The following is a 17,930-nucleotide window of genomic DNA, read 5'->3' as shown; positions in this document are numbered from 1 at the left end:
AGCACAGCGCACGAAAGTGACTGCGAAACCTGGTCCTGTGGAGCAGTTTGGAGTGCTCGCCACCCTGTCAAGGTGGAGGCCGCGGGTTCAAATCCCGTCAGGACCGCAGTAGATACGAGAGCCCGGGTCTTCGGACCCGGGCTCTCGTGCGTCCGACACCTTCACGCGCCTACGCCTTCACGCGCCTACGCCTTCGCGCGTCCGACACCTTCACGCGCCGGCACCTTCGCGCGTCCGACACCCTCAGGCACCCGGCACCCTCGCACGTCCGGCCCTCCCGCACTCCCGCCCTCCCGCGCGCCCAACCCACCCCGTCCCGGTCCCGCCCCCGGGGCTCCCGCGTCTTGACGGCGCCACATTCCCCGGGTACCCCGGAAACCAGGGCTCTCGACCCCTTGGAGGTGGCCCATGGCGGCATCGGCCCGGCACGAGACGCGTGCCCTGCTCCGCGCCCACTTGGCGGCCGCTTCCGGGTACCGCCATCTGACGCGGCACTGCCCGATCTGCCACCAACTCCTGAGGCTGGCCCTGGAACCCGCTCCGCAGGGCGAGGAGGACGAGACCGCGGCGGAGACGGCGGCCGAGGAGGAGAGCCCTTCCAAGGCGTGAGCGGGTCGCCGGGAATACACCTCGCTCCCAACTCCTTTAGCGCAGGGGAGTCGTGAGCGACAAGGACTCTGGCATGTGACGGGTGTCACCGCATAAGTTTTCAGAACAGCGAAACTTACACCCCACCTACAACTAGTCAATTTAATATGTGCAATTGCACCACCCACCGAGGACTCCCACCGGAGATCCGACAGCCCTCCCCACACTCCTACAAGGCCGCTCACGGACCCTCCGCACCGCCCGCTCCCGCGACCGTCAGGCGCACAAGCGGAGCGTCAAGAGGGCGCGCCCAGGGCACCGGCGGAGCGCGGGCGGCGCCCCGCCAGGAACCGGCGGGGCACAAAAAAATCGCGCTGGACCCGGCGGAGTCCAGCGCGATCGACGACGCACCCTTGTCACAAGTGGAACTGGGTCGGGCGTGAGCCCTGTTGGGGCAGGACCCGCGTCGCTTGAAGCTGTGGTTCGGACGTTCCGGCGGATTGGGGGAGCTGCCGAATTGTCCGTTTATGTAATTGTTCAGGCCTCGCTGCGCTGCTGCGGGATGCCCGCGAGCAGTGCACGGACCTCCGCTTCGCGGTAGCGGCGGTGCCCGCCGAGCGTGCGGATGGACGTGAGCTTGCCGGCCTTCGCCCACCGTGTGACCGTCTTGGGGTCGACGCGGAACATGGTGGCGACCTCAGCCGGGGTCAGCAGCGGCTCGGCATCAGGGGTGCGAGCGGTCATGAGCGGCCTCCTCGGGAGAACCGAACCTTCTCGGTTCTTTCCTCTAAATTCTGCACCTTGACCCGCGTTGCCCGAAATGGCGGACGCGAGTCGAGTCGGTTATAGGACGAACGGCTTGTCCTCGGCACTACAACTACACCATCCGTCCAGCCGCGTCGGCCAAACCGATGGAATTGCCCTCCCAGGTGTTCATCAGCGACGGAAGCCGATGGACCATGCCATAGCGGACAGTCACGACACTGTGACGATCAGTCACAGGACGATCAGGAGTCACCAGACCCCCCATAGCGTGCAATGCGGAGATTCCACCCAAACATGGGTAGAAGGAGCCCTCCCCGGACTCCTTGTCCTATTTTGGCACGGGGAGGGGTAAGCGATGCAAGAGCCAGGTAAGTGCCATCCGTCACGCTTGACGCACCGTTGACGCAAAAGACCGGATCGGGACCTACGTCCCGTAGTCGTGACCTACGTCCCACAGTGGCACCTCTTCGGCGTGCGAGGACCATACGTCAGTTCGGTTGCTGTCGGCTGAGATACGCGTCACATGTCCCGAACAGGACCACGGGACACACGCGCCCCGCCCGTCCCCGCCCACCCCTCACGACACGCCCGTCCCGCACGATCCACCCGTTCCACCCGGCGGACCTCAGTTCGAGGACTGCCGGTCCCTGACCGAGCGCCAGCGCTCCACCAGCCGCCCGTACGCCTCGCCCGCGGCGGGCCCGTCCCCGTCGCGCAGCGCCTCGATGCCCTCGGCCACGTCCGCCGCCGAGTGATCGTCCTCCAGGTGCCCGGCCGGCAGGGCGTGCACCAGCCCGCCGTAGTCCAGCTCGACCAGCGAGCGCGGGTGGAACTCCTCCAGCCAGCGCCCGACGTCCACCAGGCCGTCGATCAGCGGCCCTTCGTCGAGGGTGTCCCGGAGCGTCTTCAGCGCCCGCGCGGTCCGCCGGCGCGCCTGCACCATCGGCGTCCGGTAGCGCAGCACCGGCGCCGCTCCGTCGCCGCCCGCGCCCTTCTCGTACTCCCGCTCCTCGTCGGAGACGAGCACGAACCAGTTCAGCGGCACCTGCCAGGTCGAGCTGCGGATCCACGGGCGGGCGTCGGGGTTGCGGGCCAGCCAGCGCTCGTAGTCCAGGGCGGCCTGGCGGCGGACGAGCGGGGGCAGCACCGCGTCCAGGACCGGTACCGGCAGCTCCTCGCCCAGTTCGCCCAGCGCCTGCCAGCCCCGCAGCCGGGTGCGCCAGGGGCAGACGCAGAGCACCCCGTCGACGTCCAGCACGAACGCGTCGGCGCTCTCGTGCACCGGCACGGGGATCGGCGGCGTCGGAAGCAGATCGGCCAGGGACCGGCGTAGTTCGTCCTGGTACGACGGACGCTCCGCGCGCCGGGCGTAGCGCGCCCAGTGGCCGCGCTCCGGCTCCGCGAAGGCGGCCAGCGGTTCGTAGACGCGCAGATACGACGCGTACGGGACGACCACCGAGGACACCTCTGCTCCCTCCCCATCGGGCCGAACACGAAACCCGCGCGGGAACGTGTTCAACCGGCACACGAGCGACCGGGAAAACACTGCAAATCGTCCCACGGCCGTGCGGAAACGTACTCCGGGAGAAGGTGATCCTGAACACTGCGCGGATGGTGACCGGGCGCAGGCTCTACCCTCGTGCCCACGGGAGCCCGCCATCCGCACGGGCACCGTCGTCAACCGCCGCTACTTACCTGGGAGTCACCACAGTGACCGACGTAACCGACGGCGTCCTGCACACCCTGTTCCACTCGGACCAGGGGGGTCATGAGCAAGTCGTGCTGTGCCAGGACCGGGCCAGCGGCCTCAAGGCCGTCATCGCCATCCACTCCACCGCTCTGGGCCCCGCTCTCGGCGGGACGCGTTTCTACCCGTACGCGAGCGAGGAGGAGGCCGTCGCCGACGCGCTGAACCTCTCGCGCGGGATGTCGTACAAGAACGCCATGGCCGGTCTCGACCACGGTGGCGGCAAGGCCGTCATCATCGGCGACCCCGAGCAGATCAAGAGCGAGGAGCTGCTGCTGGCCTACGGCCGGTTCGTGGCCTCGCTCGGCGGCCGTTACGTCACGGCCTGCGACGTCGGCACCTACGTCGCCGACATGGACGTCGTGGCCCGGGAGTGCCGCTGGACGACCGGCCGTTCGCCGGAGAACGGCGGCGCGGGCGACTCGTCGGTCCTGACCGCCTACGGCGTCTTCCAGGGCATGCGGGCGAGCGCGCAGCACCTGTGGGGCGACCCGACGCTGCGGGGCCGCCGGGTGGGCATCGCGGGCGTCGGCAAGGTGGGCCACCACCTCGTGGACCATCTGCGCCAGGACGGCGCCGAGGTCGTCATCACGGACGTGCGGGCGGACTCCGTGCGGCGGATCCTGGACAAGCACCCGACCGGGGTCACCGCCGTCGCCGACACCGAGGCGCTGATCCGTGTGGAGGGGCTGGACATCTACGCCCCCTGCGCGCTCGGCGGGGCACTGAACGACGCCTCCGTGCCCGTCCTCACGGCGAGGATCGTGTGCGGCGCCGCCAACAACCAGCTCGCGCACCCGGGCGTCGAGAAGGACCTCGCGGACCGCGGGATCCTGTACGCGCCCGACTACGTCGTGAACGCGGGCGGGGTCATCCAGGTCGCCGACGAGCTCCACGGTTTCGACTTCGACCGGTGCAAGGCGAAGGCCGCGAAGATCTTCGACACCACGCTGGCCATATTCGCACGTGCGAAGGAGGACGGGATTCCGCCGGCCGCCGCGGCCGACCGGATCGCCGAGCAGCGGATGGCGGAGGCGCGTCGCCGCGGCTGACGGAACTGACGGAACCAGCCATTCGGAACCCCTCGTTCCGGCTCGTTTCGCGCTTGTCAGGGACCCGCCGAGGGAAGACTTGGAGAGAACTCTCACTCCTGTCGGCGGGTCGGGCGCCAAGAAGAGGTTAAAATCGCGGTTGACCAGCGGGGACAGGGCACCTCGCGGGTTCTGGGCATAGGCGCGTCCTGCGGGCGACGTACCGTATGGGCGCGGGCTCAGGTACCGTGGAAGCCCTACGGACCGGTCTCTCCATGGAGAGTCCGTTCCAGATCATGAACGCGTGTCAAGACTCTGGGGCCACCGAGCCCCGTATCCGAGGGGGTCGAGCCATGGGGCGCGGCCGGGCAAAGGCCAAGCAGACGAAGGTCGCCCGCCAGCTGAAGTACAGCAGCGGCGGGACTGACCTCTCGCGCCTGGCCAATGAGCTGGGCGCTTCGACTTCGAGCCAGCCGCCGAATGGCGAGCCGTTCGAGGACGACGACGAGGAAGACGACCCGTACGCCCAGTACGCGGATCTCTACAACGACGACGATGAGGACGAGGACGACCAGTCCGGTCCCCAGTCCCAACGTCGCGGCGCTTGACGCAACAGCGTCCCTCGCGGTTTCCGCGATTTCTCGTAGCAGATTCCTGTTGGCGGACTTCTGCCGACAGATCTTCGCCGGCGGTTCTCCGTCGGCGGGTTCTGTCGGCAGAATTCTCATGACAAGCAGAATTCGCACAACAACCGCACTTCACCCGGTCCGGGGCGTCAGCGCCGGACCGGGTTCTGTGCTGCCCGAGGGCATCAGTTCGCGTAGTCGCCGATCAGGGCCGCGCCCGTCGGGTGCTCGCCGCGCTCGGTGATCTCACCGGCGATCCAGGCGTCCACGCCGCGGTCCCCGAGGGTGGCGAGCGCCGCGTCCGCCGATTCCTCCGGGACGATCGCGATCATGCCCACGCCCATGTTCAGCGTCTTCTCCAGCTCCAGCCGCTCGACCTCGCCGGTCCGGCCGACCAGGTCGAAGACCGGGGCCGGGGTCCAGGTCTCGCGGTCGACGATCGCGTGCAGGCCGTCCGGGATCACCCGGGCGAGGTTCGCCGCGAGCCCGCCGCCGGTGATGTGACTGAAGGCGTGCACCTCGGTGGTCCGGGTGAGTGCCAGACAGTCCAGCGAGTAGATCTTGGTGGGCTCCAGCAGCTCCTCGCCGAGCGTACGGCCGAACTCCTCGACGTGCTGGTCGAGGCTGAGGTTCGCCCGCTCGAAGAGGACGTGCCGGACGAGGGAGTACCCGTTCGAGTGAAGCCCGGAGGCCGCCATGGCGATCACCGCGTCACCCGTGCGGATACGATCCGCCCCGAGCAGCCGGTCGGCCTCGACCACGCCCGTACCGGCGCCCGCGACGTCGAAGTCGTCAGGACCCAGCAGACCCGGGTGTTCGGCCGTCTCGCCGCCCACCAGGGCGCAGCCCGCGAGGACGCAGCCCTCGGCGATGCCCTTCACGATGGCCGCGACACGCTCGGGGTGGACCTTGCCGACGCAGATGTAGTCGGTCATGAAGAGCGGCTCGGCGCCGCACACCACGATGTCGTCCATGACCATCGCGACCAGGTCGTGGCCGATGGAGTCGTACACGCCGAGCTGCCGGGCCAGGTCGACCTTGGTGCCCACACCGTCCGTGGCGGAGGCGAGCAGCGGACGCTCGTACCGCTTGAGGGCGGAGGCGTCGAAGAGGCCGGCGAAGCCGCCGAGGCCGCCGAGGACCTCGGGGCGCTGCGTCTTCTTCACCCACTCCTTCATCAGCTCCACGGCGCGGTCGCCGGCTTCGATGTCGACGCCGGCCGCCGCGTAGGAAGCACCGGAGGGGCTGCCCGTCGCCGGAGATGACTGATCAGAGACAGAAGACATTGCCTGGGATCTTTCGGTTGGGTGAAACGGGGCTCTGCGGCACTTACGGGCGACGGATGGCGTCAGCCGCGGCCGTGGCTGCGGGACCCGCGGCCAGCTCGGTCTCCAGGAGCTGCTTGCCGAGCAGTTCGGGGTCGGGAAGCTCCATCGGGTACTCACCGTCGAAGCAGGCCCGGCACAGGTTCGGCTTGTCGATGGTGGTGGCCTCGATCATGCCGTCGAGAGAGATGTACGAGAGGGAGTCGGCGCCGAGGGACGTGCCGATCTCCTCGATGGTCATGCCGTTGGCGATCAGCTCGGCGCGGGTCGCGAAGTCGATGCCGAAGAAGCAGGGCCACTTCACGGGCGGGGAGGAGATCCGGATGTGGACCTCGGCCGCGCCGGCCTCGCGGAGCATGCGCACCAGGGCGCGCTGGGTGTTGCCGCGGACGATCGAGTCGTCGACGACGACCAGCCGCTTCCCCTTGATGACTTCCTTCAGGGGGTTCAGTTTCAGGCGGATGCCCAGCTGCCGGATGGTCTGCGAGGGCTGGATGAAGGTCCGGCCGACGTACGCGTTCTTGACCAGACCCGCGCCGAACGGGATTCCGCTGGCCTCCGCGTAACCGATCGCGGCGGGCGTCCCGGACTCCGGAGTCGCTATCACCAGATCAGCCTCCGCGGGGGCTTCCTTGGCGAGCTTGCGGCCCATCTCGACACGGGACAGGTACACGTTCCGGCCGGCGATGTCCGTGTCCGGGCGGGCCAGGTACACGTACTCGAAGACACAGCCCTTGGGCTTCGCTTCCGCGAATCGCGAGGTGCGCAGGCCGTTCTCGTCGATGGCGACGAACTCGCCCGGCTCGATCTCGCGGACGTAGGCGGCACCGCAGATGTCGAGGGCGGCGGACTCGGAGGCCACCACCCAACCGCGCTCCAGCCGGCCGAGGACCAGCGGACGGATGCCCTGCGGGTCACGGGCCGCGTACAGAGTGTGCTCGTTCATGAAGACGAGGCTGAAGGCGCCCTTGACCTGCGGGAGGACCTTCGCGGAGGCCTCTTCCACGGTCAGTGGCTTGCCGTCGTCGTCGACCTGGGCCGCGAGCAGCGCGGTGAGCAGGTCGGTGTCGTTGGTGGCGGCCACCCGGGTGGTGCGGCCGTCCTGCTTGGGAAGGTCGGCGACCATCTCGGCGAGCTGCGCCGTGTTGACCAGGTTGCCGTTGTGGCCGAGCGCGATGGAGCCGTGCGCGGTGGCACGGAACGTCGGCTGGGCGTTCTCCCATACGGAGGCACCGGTGGTCGAGTAGCGGGCGTGACCGACCGCGATATGACCCTGGAGCGAACCGAGCGAGGTCTCGTCGAAGACCTGGGACACAAGGCCCATGTCCTTGAAGACGAGGATCTGAGAGCCGTTGCTGACCGCGATACCCGCGGATTCCTGGCCTCGATGCTGGAGGGCGTAGAGCCCGAAGTAAGTGAGCTTGGCGACCTCTTCACCGGGGGCCCAGACTCCGAAGACGCCGCAAGCGTCCTGGGGGCCTTTCTCGCCGGGGAGCAGATCATGATTGAGTCGACCGTCACCACGTGGCACGGGTCCGAGTGTAGGCGAGATCGACCACTGGTCCGAATTGGGGATACGGGGCCGCCGCGGCTCACTTGTCGGCGGTCGCGGTCACGTGCGTGCCGTTTGTGCTGGTCAGAGCGATACTACGGTGATCCAGCACGTAGTCGACCGTGCCGTCGAAGAGGCCCAGCAGGGCGTGCTCGGTGCTCATGAGTGAGGCGTCGCACACCATCCGGGTGGTCCTGGCTGCGCCGAGGGTGATATGTCCGTCGCGGACGGTGGCTTTCGCGGAGACGGTGTTGCAGCCGAGGCGGCCGGAAAGTGTCCCCCGGCGCCGGTCCAGGACGAAGTACGCCGCGGCTCCCGCGGGCACGGGCCGGGCGACGTCGCCGACGCCGACGGACGTGATGGTCCACTTGGTGCCGTGGAGCGGGACGTCCGCCTCCTCGGTGAGGTCGATCCGGTCGCCGTCGCGGGTGGTGAGGGTGAGTTCGTCGCCCTTGACCGCGGTGGTGAACGTGTCCCGGGCGACGACGCGGGCCAGGCTCCTCTCGAAGGCCATCGGGGTCTTCCCGCAGGCCATCTCCGTCATCCGGACGTCGCCGAAGTCGACGTGGTCGTCCTTGACGGTGGCGGTCGAACCGAATCCGTTGCAGCCGAGGTTGCCGCTGACACGGCCGTCCCGGTCGATCCGCAGGTAGGCGCCGCCGGGCGAGCGGGCGGTCCTCCCGTCGACGGTGAGGCTGTCGACGGTCCAGTGGACGCCGGTGACGCCGGTGGCGTGCGCCGCGGTGACGGACGACGCGCGCGTCCCGGCGGGGTCACCGCCCGGCGTCTCGGTGCCGCAGGCCACGGCGAGCGGAAGCAGGGTCAGGACGCTGAGGGTCAGTCGCTGCTTGTCCATGGCGATGGGACGGGGCGGGTGGGGTGGTCGGTTCCCTCCGGCCGGCCGCGCGGGCCCGTCGGTGTCGCGCCCGGATCGCCTCGCGGCGTACGCGCGGGCCGCTCCGGTGGCGCGGGCGCGGGTCAGCCCATGAGCGGCAGGAGCGAGGCGAGATCCGCCCGCTCCCCGCTCGCGCCGACCTTGGCCTCGTCCAGCGCCGTCCGCCAGTCCACGCGTCCCGTCGCGAGCCGGATCCAGGTCAGCGGGTCCGTCTCGACGACGTTCGGCGGCGTGCCCCGGGTGTGCCGGGGGCCCTCCACGCACTGCACGACGGCGTACGGCGGGATCCGCACCTCCGTCGACGCGCCGGGCGCCTTCACGGCGAGCGCGTCGGCCAGCAGCCGGGTGCAGCCGGCCAGGGCCTGGCGGTCGAAGGGGATGTCCGTCCCGGCGGCGCGGTTCAGGTCGTCGGTGTGCACGACGAGTTCCACCGTGCGGGTGACGAGGTAGTCGGTGAGGGTCATGGCGCCGGTGGGGGCCCCGGCCGCCCGGTCGGAGCCGGGCGTCCGGGGGAGCGTGGCGATCAGCCGGCCGTCGGGCGCGGTGGCCAGTCGCTCGGCGTACCGCTCCCCTGTGCGGGCGTAGAGCGCGTCGAGGTCGGGGTGGTCCGCTGCCAGGCGGCGCGTGCCGTCGGCGATGTCGGCCGCCCGCCCGGCGGTGGCGAACGGCCAGTCGAGCAGGGCGACCTCCCTGACGGCGGGTTCCGGCAGGTCGAGGTTCCGGCTGACGTTCTCCAGGGCCATCGTGATGTGGGCGGCCAGTTCCCGCACACTCCAGTCCCCGAGGCCCGAGGTCCGCGCCAGCCGCTCCTCGTCGAGGTCGCGTACGCCGTCGCGTACGTGCGCGAACTGCGCGAGCACCGCCGCGCGCGTCTTGACGGGGTCGTAGGTGCGGGTGCGTTTCCTGGCCGGAGGCATGATCCCCAGGGTAGGCGGTGGGCGCACGCCGACGCGTGCGAAGGCCCCGCCCGGAATTCCCTTCCCCGGGCGGGGCCTTGACGCACGTACGGCTCGCGGTGCTACGCGAGGAGCGCCGGGATCGTCCCCTCGTGCGCCGTGCGCAGCTCCGTCAGCGGGAGCGCGAACTCGCCCTGCACCTCGACCACCGCGGTCGCGTCGGACTCGGTCCCGTCCACGACACCGATACGGGTGACGGGCAGGCCCCGCGCACCGCACATGTCGTTGAAGCGGAGCTCCTCCGAGCGCGGGACGGCGACGACCGCGCGGCCCGCCGACTCCGAGAAGAGGAAGGTGAAGGCGTCGAGCCCGTCGGGCACGATCAGCCGTGCGCCCTTGCCGCCGAGCAGCGCCGATTCGACCACGGCCTGGATCAGACCGCCGTCGGACAGGTCGTGCGCGGCGTCGATCATGCCGTCGCGGGAGGCGGAGATGAGGATCTCGCCGAGCAGCCGCTCGCGCTCCAGGTCGACCCGCGGAGGCAGCCCGCCGAGGTGGTCGTGAATGACCTGCGACCAGGCCGAACCGCCGAATTCCTCACGGGTGTCGCCGAGCAGGTAGAGGAGCTGTCCCTCTTCCTGGAAGGCGACCGGCGTGCGGCGGGCGACGTCGTCGATGACGCCCAGCACGGCCACGACCGGGGTCGGGTGGATGGCGGCCTCGCCCGTCTGGTTGTAGAGCGAGACGTTGCCGCCGGTCACCGGGGTGCCCAGCTGCAGGCAGCCGTCGGCGAGACCGCGGACGGCCTCGGCGAACTGCCACATGACGGCCGGGTCCTCCGGCGAGCCGAAGTTCAGGCAGTCGGAGACGGCGAGCGGCTTCGCACCGGTCGTCGCGACGTTGCGGTAGGCCTCGGCGAGCGCGAGCTGCGCACCCGTGTACGGGTCGAGCTTCGCGTACCTGCCGTTGCCGTCCGTGGCGATGGCGACGCCGAGTCCGGTCTCCTCGTCGACGCGGATCATGCCCGAGTCCTCGGGCTGCGCCAGCACCGTGTTGCCCTGCACGAAGTGGTCGTACTGCGAGGTGATCCAGGACTTGGAGGCCTGGTTGGGGGAGCTCACGAGCTTGAGGACCTGGTCCTTGAGCTCCTCGCCGGTCGCCGGACGCGGCAGCTTGTTCGCGTCGTCGGCCTGGAGGGCGTCCTGCCACTCGGGGCGGGCGTAGGGGCGCTCGTAGACCGGGCCGTCGTGCGCGACCGTGCGCGGGTCTACGTCGACGATCTTGCCGCCGTGCCAGTAGATCTCCAGCCGGTCGCCGTCGGTGACCTCACCGATGACGGTGGCGATGACGTCCCACTTGTCGCAGATCTCCAGGAACCGGGCGACCTTCTCCGGTTCGACGACCGCGCACATGCGCTCCTGCGACTCGCTCATGAGGATTTCCTCGGGAGAGAGCGTCGAGTCCCGCAGGGGTACGTCGTCCAGGGTCACGCGCATGCCGCCGGAGCCGTTCGAGGCGAGCTCGGAGGTGGCGCAGGACAGTCCGGCCGCGCCGAGGTCCTGGATGCCGACGACCAGCTTCTCGGCGAAGGCCTCCAGGGTGCACTCGATGAGGAGCTTCTCCTGGAAGGGGTCGCCGACCTGGACGGCCGGGCGCTTCGAGGGCTTGGCGTCGTCGAAGGTCTCGGAGGCCAGGATGGAGGCGCCGCCGATGCCGTCGCCGCCGGTGCGGGCCCCGTAGAGGATGACCTTGTTGCCCGCGCCGGACGCCTTGGCGAGGTGGATGTCCTCGTGCCGCATGACGCCGATGGCACCCGCGTTGACGAGGGGGTTGCCCTGGTAGCAGGAGTCGAAGACGACCTCGCCGCCGATGTTCGGCAGGCCCAGGCAGTTGCCGTAGCCGCCGATGCCCGCGACGACGCCCGGCAGGACGCGCTTGGTGTCGGGGTGGTCGGCCGCGCCGAACCGCAGCGGGTCGACGACGGCGACCGGGCGGGCGCCCATCGCGATGATGTCGCGCACGATGCCGCCGACGCCGGTGGCCGCGCCCTGGTAGGGCTCGACGTACGACGGGTGGTTGTGCGACTCGACCTTGAAGGTGACGGCGTAGCCCTGGCCGACGTCGACGACACCGGCGTTCTCGCCGATGCCCACGAGGAGCGCGTCGGACTGCGGGGCCTTCTCGCCGAACTGGCGCAGGTGCACCTTCGAGGACTTGTACGAGCAGTGCTCGGACCACATCACGGAGTACATGGCCAGCTCGGCGCCGGTCGGGCGGCGGCCGAGGATCTCGACGACGCGCTCGTACTCGTCCTTCTTCAGGCCCAGTTCGGCCCAGGGCAGCTCGACGTCGGGGGTCGCGGCCGCGTTCTCGACCGTGTCCAGAGGCGTGCGGCTCATGCGGTGACCAGCTTCTTGAGGATCGAGGTGAAGAAGGGGAGGCCGTCGGTGCGGCCGGAGCCGACGAGGGGCTCGACGGCGTGCTCCGGGTGCGGCATCAGACCGACGACGTTGCCCGCCTCGTTCGTGATGCCGGCGATGTCGCGCTGCGAGCCGTTCGGGTTGACGTCCACGTAGCGGAACGCGACCCGGCCCTCCGCCTCCAGCATGTCGAGCGTGCGCTCGTCGGCGACGTACCGCCCGTCCATGTTCTTCAGCGGGATGTGGATCTCCTGGCCGGACGCGTAGTCGGCGGTCCAGGAGGTCTCCGCGTTCTCCACCCGCAGCTTCTGGTCACGGCAGATGAAGTGGAGGTGGTTGTTGCCGAGCATCGCGCCGGGGAGCAGGTGCGCCTCGGTGAGGACCTGGAAGCCGTTGCAGATGCCGAGAACCGGCATTCCGGCCTTGGCCTGCCCGATCACGGTCTCCATCACGGGCGAGAAGCGCGAGATGGCGCCGGCCCGCAGATAGTCCCCGTACGAGAAACCGCCGGGCAGCACCACGGCGTCGACCTGCTTGAGGTCCTTGTCCTTGTGCCAGAGGGCGACGGGTTCGGCGCCCGCGAGCCGGATGGCGCGCTGGGTGTCACGGTCGTCGAGGCTGCCCGGAAAAGTGACGACTCCAATACGAGCGGTCACTTTCCTGCCTCCACCTTCTCGTCCTCCACCTTCACGGTGAAGTCCTCGATCACGGTGTTGGCGAGGAAGGATTCCGCCAGTTCGTGGATGCGGGCGAGCGCGGCGTCGTCGACCGGTCCGTCCACTTCCAGTTCGAATCGCTTTCCCTGACGTACGTCGGAGACGCCTTCGAAACCGAGACGCGGCAGTGCACGCTGCACCGCCTGGCCCTGGGGGTCGAGGATCTCCGGCTTGAGCATGACGTCGACTACGACGCGTGCCACTGGCACTCCCGGTGTGTGGTGCTGAGCAGGTCCCTTCAGACTACCCGTACAAAATTTCTACCCGCGTAGATTTGTAGAATCCTACGTGACCCCGATCACGATCCCGCATCGACGCGGGGGCCTGCACGGAAAATCCTGGGAAAAACCGCAGAAGAACGGTGGGACCCCATTGCCTCCTGACACGCGGAAGGATTTAGTCGGGCTTCACAATGCAATGCCCGGCACTGTACAAAGGAATTGGCAATAGCCGATACTTTGCCCAATAACAGCCGGACAGTCGGCATCTCCCCGACAACTCCGTGACGTCCGCGCACGTCATGGGGTGTGATCGCAGAGGTGCCGCGCGAAGGGACCGATATTCGTGGCGCAGCGTGTCGTGGTCACTCTCTTCGACGACATCGACGGCTCGGAAGCGGCGGAAACGATCGCCTTCGGACTCGACGGCAAGTCGTACGAGATCGACCTCAATCCAACCAATGCCAAGAAACTGCGTAAGGTCCTCGCCCCCTACGTCGAGGCCGGCCGCAAGCAGTCGAAGTCCGGGAAGGCCTACACGCACACCGCGTTGACGCCCGACCCGGCCGCCGTCCGCGCCTGGGCACGCTCCAACAAGCTGGACGTGCCGCCGCGCGGCCGCATCCCGAAGAAGGTCTACGAGGCCTTCGCCGAAGCGCACTGAGGCCCGCGCTCGCCTCCGCTCCGGGGCGCCCCCACCGCCGGGGGCGCCCGCGAGGGGCCGTCAGCGGGCCTTGGCGTCAACCGACTTGCGCAGACCCCCAGGAGATCAGCTAGAGTCTGGAACACGCCGAGGGGCAAGGCCGAAAGGCCCGAACCCCGAGGAGTCACGCGGGTGTAGTTCAGTAGCAGAACATCCCCCTTCCAGGGGGAAGGCGCAGTGTGCAATTCCTGTCACCCGCTCTGCAGCCCTTACCGATCAGGTAAGGTGGTGCTCGCACCGATCGGTGAAAGCCGGTCGGGGGCAAATGCGGACGTAGCTCAGTTGGTAGAGCGCAACCTTGCCAAGGTTGAGGTCGCCAGTTCGAACCTGGTCGTCCGCTCCAGCAGGCAAAGGCCCCGGTCAGTCGACCGGGGCCTTTCTCGTATGCCCACGCTCGTATCCCGTCCCGCCCGCCTCTCCACCCCGCTCGTGGTCCGTCGCACCACTGACGCACGTGCCGAAGGCGTGTGTCGGTTGACCCCGGCGGGAACGCACCGGCACGCGGGCGTCTGACATTTGTCATGCGGAGTCATGACACCGCGCACTGCTGCCGCGTCCGGTCCCCGGGGACGCTGATTCCATGAACACGAACGAGCACGATGACGTGATTGAGGTCACCGATCTGCGGCGCGTGTACGGGGGAGATTTCGAAGCCGTGCGCGGAGTCACCTTCTCCGTGGGCCGCGGTGAGCTCTTCGCCCTGCTGGGAACGAACGGCGCGGGCAAGACCTCCACGGTCGAGCTGCTCGAAGGCCTCGCCCCGCCGGCCGGCGGACGCGTCCGGGTCCTCGGGCACGATCCCTACCAGGAGCGCGCCGCCGTCCGGCCCCGGATCGGCGTGATGCTGCAGGAAGGCGGCTTCCCCTCCGAACTGACGGTCGCGGAGACCGTACGGATGTGGGCGGGCTGCACCAGCGGAGCCCGGCCCACGGCCGAGGCACTGGACCTGGTGGGGCTCACCCGGCGGTCCCGCGTACGGGTGAAGCAGCTGTCCGGAGGCGAGAAGCGGCGCCTGGACCTGGCGCTCGCCCTCCTCGGCCGCCCCGAGGTCCTCTTCCTCGACGAACCGACGACCGGGCTGGACGCCGAAGGACGCCGGGAGACCTGGGAGTTGGTAAGGGAACTGCGCGAAACCGGCACGACCGTCCTGCTGACCACGCACTACCTCGAGGAGGCGGAGCAACTGGCCGACCGGCTCGCGGTCCTCCACGAAGGACGCATCGCGGCCTCCGGCACCCCCGCCGAGGTGACCGCGTCCCAGCCGTCCCGGATCTCCTTCGAACTGCCCGCCGGCTACTTCCCCGGGGACCTCCCACCGCTCGCCGCGCTCGGCGTGAGCGGCCACGAGACGGTGGGCCGCACCGTGAGGCTGCGTACCGCCGAACTCCAGCGGACCGCGACCGGGCTGCTGCTGTGGGCCCGGGACGAACAGGTCGAACTGCGGGCACTCGACGTGCGGTCGGCCTCACTGGAGGAGGCGTTCCTGCGGATCGCGCGGGACGCCGCCGGTGCCGACGCGGACTCCGGGGCCGGTTCCGGTGACCGTGCAACGGGGACGACGACGGAGAAGGAGGCCGTGGCATGAGCGCGACGACCGTGACCGGCCCCCGTACGGGCACCACCGCGGCGGGACGGATGGCGGCGCTGGCGCGCGCCGAGCTGACCCTCCTGAGCCGTACGAAGGCGACGCTCGCCGCCGCCGTGTTCGTGCCGCTGGCCCTGCCGTTCAGCCTGCGCTCGACCGTCGGCCAGATGGATCTGAAGGGCACCGGACTCTCGGCCGGCTCGGTCGTCCTGCCGTCCTCCGTCGGCTTCTCCCTCCTCTTCGCGGTCTACAGCTCGCTGGTGAGCGTGTACGCGGCACGCCGCGAGGAGCTCGTCCTCAAGCGGCTGCGCACCGGGGAGCCGCGGGACGCGGAGATCCTCGCGGGCGCGGCCCTGCCCTCGGTCGCGATCGGTCTCGTACAGTGCCTGGCCCTGACCGTCGCGTGTACCGCCCTGCTGGACGTCGGGGCACCCCAAGCCCCCCATCTCGCCGTCCTCGGCCTGCTCCTGGGCCTGGCCATGTGGCCTCCGCTCGCGGCCGTCACCGCGAGCCTCAGCAGGAGTGTGGAAGGCGCCCAGGTGGCCGCCATGCCCCTGATGCTGCTGTCCCTGCTCGGTTCGGGCACCTTCGTTCCCCTCCAGGTGATGCCCGGCGCGCTGGCCTCGGCCTGTGAACTGCTGCCCCTCACCCCGGTGATCACCCTGGTCCGCGGCGGCTGGACCGGCGGCCTGTCCGCGCACGACACCGTGGGCGCCGTCGGGACGGCGGTGGCCTGGATCGTGTTCGCGGTGTTTGCTGTACGGCGGTGGTTCCGCTGGGAGCCGCGGCGGTGACCACGGACCTGCGGAGGTCGGCATGAGCAGGCCGGGTGGCTGGTGGCGGGGCAAGAGCACGCCGGCGAAGGTCGAGACCTACACGCGGTGGTCGTTCCACTTCTTCGCCCTGATCGAGATCGCCACGATCGGACTGCCCCTGTTCGCGAACGTGCCCGACACGCTGTCCTGGTGCCTGTTCCCGCTGGTGTGCGGGCACTCCGCGCTCTGCGCGGTGACCGCGTCGAGGACGCTGGACTGGACCCGCGGCACCCGTGACCGCCCCCGGCGGATGCTGACCGCGCTGGCGGTCACCACCGCTCTGGTGGCCGTGGTCGCCCTCACCCTCTCGGGCACGGACTGGCGTCCGGCGACCGACGACGAGGTGCGCCTGGGCGCCTCGATGTTCGTCGGCGTCATCGCCTTCGGCACCGGGACTCTCGCCCTCGGCACGCGGGACCGACGCCGGATGGCGCACGTGGTGGTCGGCGCGACGGTGGGTGCCGGAGCGGCGTCGTTCCCGCTGGGCTTCCCCGGCCCCGCCACGCTGATCATCACCGGCACGGTCCTGCTCACCGCCGGATTCCTCGCCTTCACGGCCGCCTTCTCCGTCTGGCTGCTCAACGCCGTGTACGAACTCGACGCGGCCCGCGAGACCCGGGCCCGCCTCGCGGTCGCCGAGGAACGGCTGCGCTTCGGACGCGATCTGCACGACGTGATGGGCCGGAACCTCGCGGTGATCGCGCTGAAGAGCGAACTCGCCGTCCAGCTGGCCCGGCGCGGGCGGCCCGAGGCCGTGGACCAGATGACCGAGGTGCAGCGGATCGCCCGGGAATCCCAGCGCGAGGTGCGCGAGGTCGTACGCGGCTACCGCGAGGCCGACCTCACCGTCGAACTCGCGGGCGCCCAGGGTGTGCTGACGGCCGCCGGCATCGCCTGCGAGGTGACCGGTTCCGCGCCGGGACTTCCCGCGCGGGTTCAGTCGGCGCTCGGCTGGGTCGTACGGGAAGCGACCACGAACGTGCTGCGGCACGGGGACGCGCGGCGGTGCGGGGTCTCCCTGCGGGTGGCGGACGGGAAGGTCACCCTCACGGTGGAGAACGACGGGGTACCGGACACGGTCGCCGCCGGCCCCGGAGCGGGAAAAGGCTCCGGGCCGGGCGGGGGCACCGGGCTCGTGGGCCTGCGGGAGCGGCTGGCCCAACTGGACGGCACCTTGCTGGCCGGACCGGCCGACGGCGGCACGTTCCGTCTGACGGCCGAGATACCGATGCCGGAGCGGCCGATGGCGGAGCGGCCGGTGCCGCATCCGTCGGAGGCCGATCCCCTGCAGGCGGATCCGTCCGAGCCGTATCCGTCGGCGGTACCCGTGCCGCCTGGAGCGAACGAGGTCAGACCATGACGCACGTACCTTCCCCCTCACCCGCATCACCCGTACCGCCCGCACCACCCGCACCACCCGCACCACCCGTGCGTCTGCTGCTCGCCGACGACGAGCATCTGATCCGGGGAGCGCTCGCCGCGCTGCTGGCGCTGGAGGACGATCTCGTGGTGGTCGCCGAGGCGGCGACCGGACCCGAGGCGCTGGCGATGGCACGGGCGCACGCTCCCGACGTCGCCGTGCTCGATCTCCAGATGCCAGGGGCCGACGGTGTGAGCGTGGCCACATCGCTGCGCGCCGAACTGCCCGGCTGCCGGGTGCTGATCGTGACGAGTCACGGGCGGCCCGGCCATCTGAAGCGGGCGCTCGCGGCAGGTGTACGCGGCTTTGTCCCGAAGACGGTCAGCGCGCGACGGCTCGCCGAGATCATCCGCACCGTGCACGCGGGAAACCGTTACGTTGACCCGGAGTTGGCCGCCGACGCGATCTCCGCCGGGGACTCCCCGCTGACCGCGCGGGAGGCCGAGGTCCTCGAGTTCGCCGCCGACGGGGCGCCCGTCGCGGAGATCGCGGAGCGGGCCGCGCTGTCACAGGGGACGGTACGGAACTATCTGTCGTCCGCCGTCTCCAAACTCGGCGCGGAGAACCGCCACGCGGCGGTGCGTCTCGCACGGCAGCGAGGTTGGGTATAGTTGCTCTCGCACCACAG

Annotated in this window: 17 protein-coding genes and 3 tRNA genes; 11 read left to right on the top strand and 9 right to left on the bottom strand. The window is 70.0% G+C overall.

All coding sequences use genetic code 11. From position 1 onward, the window contains the following. Nucleotides 1–31 precede the first annotated feature (31 nt). Together ACFVTC_RS23955 and ACFVTC_RS23950 are read left to right on the top strand one after the other, a co-directional pair. Nucleotides 32–106: transfer RNA gene (locus ACFVTC_RS23955), tRNA-Asp, on the top strand. 302 nt (nucleotides 107–408) lie between these two features. Further along, the gene (locus tag ACFVTC_RS23950) at nucleotides 409–609 is read left to right on the top strand and encodes a DUF6274 family protein (RefSeq protein WP_390130123.1); all 201 of its coding nucleotides are present in this window, start codon (nucleotides 409–411) and stop codon (nucleotides 607–609) included. A gap of 516 nt (nucleotides 610–1,125) precedes the next feature. Here ACFVTC_RS23950 and bldC read toward each other — a convergent pair. Together bldC and ACFVTC_RS23940 are read right to left on the bottom strand one after the other, a co-directional pair. Continuing rightward, a complete protein-coding gene (gene bldC, locus ACFVTC_RS23945; RefSeq protein ID WP_003949541.1) occupies nucleotides 1,126–1,332 on the bottom strand; it encodes a developmental transcriptional regulator BldC in 207 nt (68 codons plus the stop codon). A gap of 646 nt (nucleotides 1,333–1,978) precedes the next feature. Next, the gene (locus tag ACFVTC_RS23940) at nucleotides 1,979–2,872 is read right to left on the bottom strand and encodes a hypothetical protein (protein ID WP_390130121.1); all 894 of its coding nucleotides are present in this window, start codon (nucleotides 2,870–2,872) and stop codon (nucleotides 1,979–1,981) included. Nucleotides 2,873–3,063: 191 nt separating this feature from the next. Between ACFVTC_RS23940 and ACFVTC_RS23935 the strand changes: the two genes are divergently transcribed. Both ACFVTC_RS23935 and ACFVTC_RS23930 read left to right on the top strand, forming a co-directional pair. Continuing rightward, nucleotides 3,064–4,152, top strand: a complete 1,089-nt coding sequence (locus ACFVTC_RS23935) for a Glu/Leu/Phe/Val dehydrogenase (RefSeq protein ID WP_168528871.1) — start codon at nucleotides 3,064–3,066, stop codon at nucleotides 4,150–4,152. Between the two features lie 332 nt (nucleotides 4,153–4,484). Next, nucleotides 4,485–4,739, top strand: coding sequence for a DUF3073 domain-containing protein (locus ACFVTC_RS23930; protein WP_037615441.1), 255 nt, complete (start codon nucleotides 4,485–4,487; stop codon nucleotides 4,737–4,739). A 203-nt stretch (nucleotides 4,740–4,942) separates the two neighbouring features. On the opposite strand, the gene purM is transcribed toward ACFVTC_RS23930, so the two are convergent. The 7 genes from purM to purS form a co-directional block, all read right to left on the bottom strand. Next, nucleotides 4,943–6,043 carry a phosphoribosylformylglycinamidine cyclo-ligase gene (gene purM / locus ACFVTC_RS23925; RefSeq protein ID WP_390130119.1) on the bottom strand — a complete coding sequence of 367 codons (1,101 nt, stop codon included), beginning with the start codon at nucleotides 6,041–6,043 and terminating at the stop codon, nucleotides 4,943–4,945. A gap of 43 nt (nucleotides 6,044–6,086) precedes the next feature. Continuing rightward, entirely contained in the window at nucleotides 6,087–7,613 is a 1,527-nt protein-coding gene (gene purF, locus ACFVTC_RS23920) for an amidophosphoribosyltransferase (protein ID WP_168528873.1), read from the bottom strand. A 61-nt stretch (nucleotides 7,614–7,674) separates the two neighbouring features. Then, on the bottom strand, nucleotides 7,675–8,490 hold the full coding sequence (locus ACFVTC_RS23915) for an META domain-containing protein (RefSeq protein ID WP_390130117.1): 816 nt from the start codon (nucleotides 8,488–8,490) through the stop codon (nucleotides 7,675–7,677). Nucleotides 8,491–8,612: 122 nt separating this feature from the next. Next, nucleotides 8,613–9,446 carry a sterol carrier family protein gene (locus ACFVTC_RS23910; RefSeq protein WP_390130115.1) on the bottom strand — a complete coding sequence of 278 codons (834 nt, stop codon included), beginning with the start codon at nucleotides 9,444–9,446 and terminating at the stop codon, nucleotides 8,613–8,615. Nucleotides 9,447–9,547: 101 nt separating this feature from the next. Next, the gene (gene purL / locus ACFVTC_RS23905; RefSeq protein WP_390130114.1) at nucleotides 9,548–11,824 is read right to left on the bottom strand and encodes a phosphoribosylformylglycinamidine synthase subunit PurL; all 2,277 of its coding nucleotides are present in this window, start codon (nucleotides 11,822–11,824) and stop codon (nucleotides 9,548–9,550) included. After that, nucleotides 11,821–12,501: a phosphoribosylformylglycinamidine synthase subunit PurQ gene (purQ, locus tag ACFVTC_RS23900; RefSeq protein WP_390130111.1), complete on the bottom strand. Its 681-nt coding sequence runs from the start codon at nucleotides 12,499–12,501 to the stop codon at nucleotides 11,821–11,823. Before purQ ends, purL begins: the two co-directional genes overlap by 4 nt. Next, nucleotides 12,498–12,764: a phosphoribosylformylglycinamidine synthase subunit PurS gene (purS, locus tag ACFVTC_RS23895; protein ID WP_153289764.1), complete on the bottom strand. Its 267-nt coding sequence runs from the start codon at nucleotides 12,762–12,764 to the stop codon at nucleotides 12,498–12,500. The genes purQ and purS overlap by 4 nt, the downstream gene beginning before the upstream one ends. Before the next feature lie 361 nt (nucleotides 12,765–13,125). Here purS and ACFVTC_RS23890 point away from each other — a divergent pair, with 361 nt between their 5' ends. The 7 genes from ACFVTC_RS23890 to ACFVTC_RS23860 all read left to right on the top strand — a co-directional run bounded on the left by ACFVTC_RS23890 (nucleotide 13,126) and on the right by ACFVTC_RS23860 (nucleotide 17,913). After that, nucleotides 13,126–13,443 carry an Lsr2 family protein gene (locus ACFVTC_RS23890; protein ID WP_266700146.1) on the top strand — a complete coding sequence of 106 codons (318 nt, stop codon included), beginning with the start codon at nucleotides 13,126–13,128 and terminating at the stop codon, nucleotides 13,441–13,443. Nucleotides 13,444–13,610: 167 nt separating this feature from the next. Continuing rightward, a tRNA-Gly gene (locus tag ACFVTC_RS23885) sits at nucleotides 13,611–13,682 on the top strand. A gap of 67 nt (nucleotides 13,683–13,749) precedes the next feature. After that, a tRNA-Gly gene (locus ACFVTC_RS23880) sits at nucleotides 13,750–13,825 on the top strand. Nucleotides 13,826–14,062: 237 nt separating this feature from the next. Further along, nucleotides 14,063–15,067 (top strand): ABC transporter ATP-binding protein, encoded by a 1,005-nt coding sequence (locus ACFVTC_RS23875; protein ID WP_390130108.1) that lies wholly within the window; start codon nucleotides 14,063–14,065, stop codon nucleotides 15,065–15,067. Beyond that, nucleotides 15,064–15,861: an ABC transporter permease gene (locus tag ACFVTC_RS23870; RefSeq protein ID WP_390130106.1), complete on the top strand. Its 798-nt coding sequence runs from the start codon at nucleotides 15,064–15,066 to the stop codon at nucleotides 15,859–15,861. The genes ACFVTC_RS23875 and ACFVTC_RS23870 overlap by 4 nt, the downstream gene beginning before the upstream one ends. A 22-nt stretch (nucleotides 15,862–15,883) precedes the next feature. Further along, complete coding sequence (locus ACFVTC_RS23865) at nucleotides 15,884–17,242, top strand: sensor histidine kinase (protein WP_390130104.1); 1,359 nt, start codon at nucleotides 15,884–15,886, stop codon at nucleotides 17,240–17,242. Then, a complete protein-coding gene (locus ACFVTC_RS23860; RefSeq protein WP_390130101.1) occupies nucleotides 17,239–17,913 on the top strand; it encodes a response regulator in 675 nt (224 codons plus the stop codon). The genes ACFVTC_RS23865 and ACFVTC_RS23860 overlap by 4 nt, the downstream gene beginning before the upstream one ends. Nucleotides 17,914–17,930 lie beyond the last annotated feature (17 nt).

Source organism: Streptomyces sp. NPDC057950 (genome assembly GCF_042887295.1).
Lineage (GTDB): Bacteria > Actinomycetota > Actinomycetes > Streptomycetales > Streptomycetaceae > Streptomyces > Streptomyces kaempferi.
This window is presented reverse-complemented; position numbering and strand designations above follow the sequence as displayed.

Excerpts from the sequence above, each read along its gene's own strand:
- ACFVTC_RS23865 (WP_390130104.1), top strand. The coding sequence starts at position 15,884 with ATGAGCAGGCCGGGTGGCTGGTGGCGGGGCAAGAGCACGCCGGCGAAG.
- purM (WP_390130119.1), bottom strand. The coding sequence starts at position 6,043 with ATGTCTTCTGTCTCTGATCAGTCATCTCCGGCGACGGGCAGCCCCTCC.
- purL (WP_390130114.1), bottom strand. The coding sequence starts at position 11,824 with ATGAGCCGCACGCCTCTGGACACGGTCGAGAACGCGGCCGCGACCCCC.
- bldC (WP_003949541.1), bottom strand. The coding sequence starts at position 1,332 with ATGACCGCTCGCACCCCTGATGCCGAGCCGCTGCTGACCCCGGCTGAG.
- ACFVTC_RS23875 (WP_390130108.1), top strand. The coding sequence starts at position 14,063 with ATGAACACGAACGAGCACGATGACGTGATTGAGGTCACCGATCTGCGG.
- ACFVTC_RS23950 (WP_390130123.1), top strand. The coding sequence starts at position 409 with ATGGCGGCATCGGCCCGGCACGAGACGCGTGCCCTGCTCCGCGCCCAC.
- ACFVTC_RS23870 (WP_390130106.1), top strand. The coding sequence starts at position 15,064 with ATGAGCGCGACGACCGTGACCGGCCCCCGTACGGGCACCACCGCGGCG.
- ACFVTC_RS23915 (WP_390130117.1), bottom strand. The coding sequence starts at position 8,490 with ATGGACAAGCAGCGACTGACCCTCAGCGTCCTGACCCTGCTTCCGCTC.
- ACFVTC_RS23860 (WP_390130101.1), top strand. The coding sequence starts at position 17,239 with ATGACGCACGTACCTTCCCCCTCACCCGCATCACCCGTACCGCCCGCA.
- ACFVTC_RS23930 (WP_037615441.1), top strand. The coding sequence starts at position 4,485 with ATGGGGCGCGGCCGGGCAAAGGCCAAGCAGACGAAGGTCGCCCGCCAG.
- ACFVTC_RS23910 (WP_390130115.1), bottom strand. The coding sequence starts at position 9,446 with ATGCCTCCGGCCAGGAAACGCACCCGCACCTACGACCCCGTCAAGACG.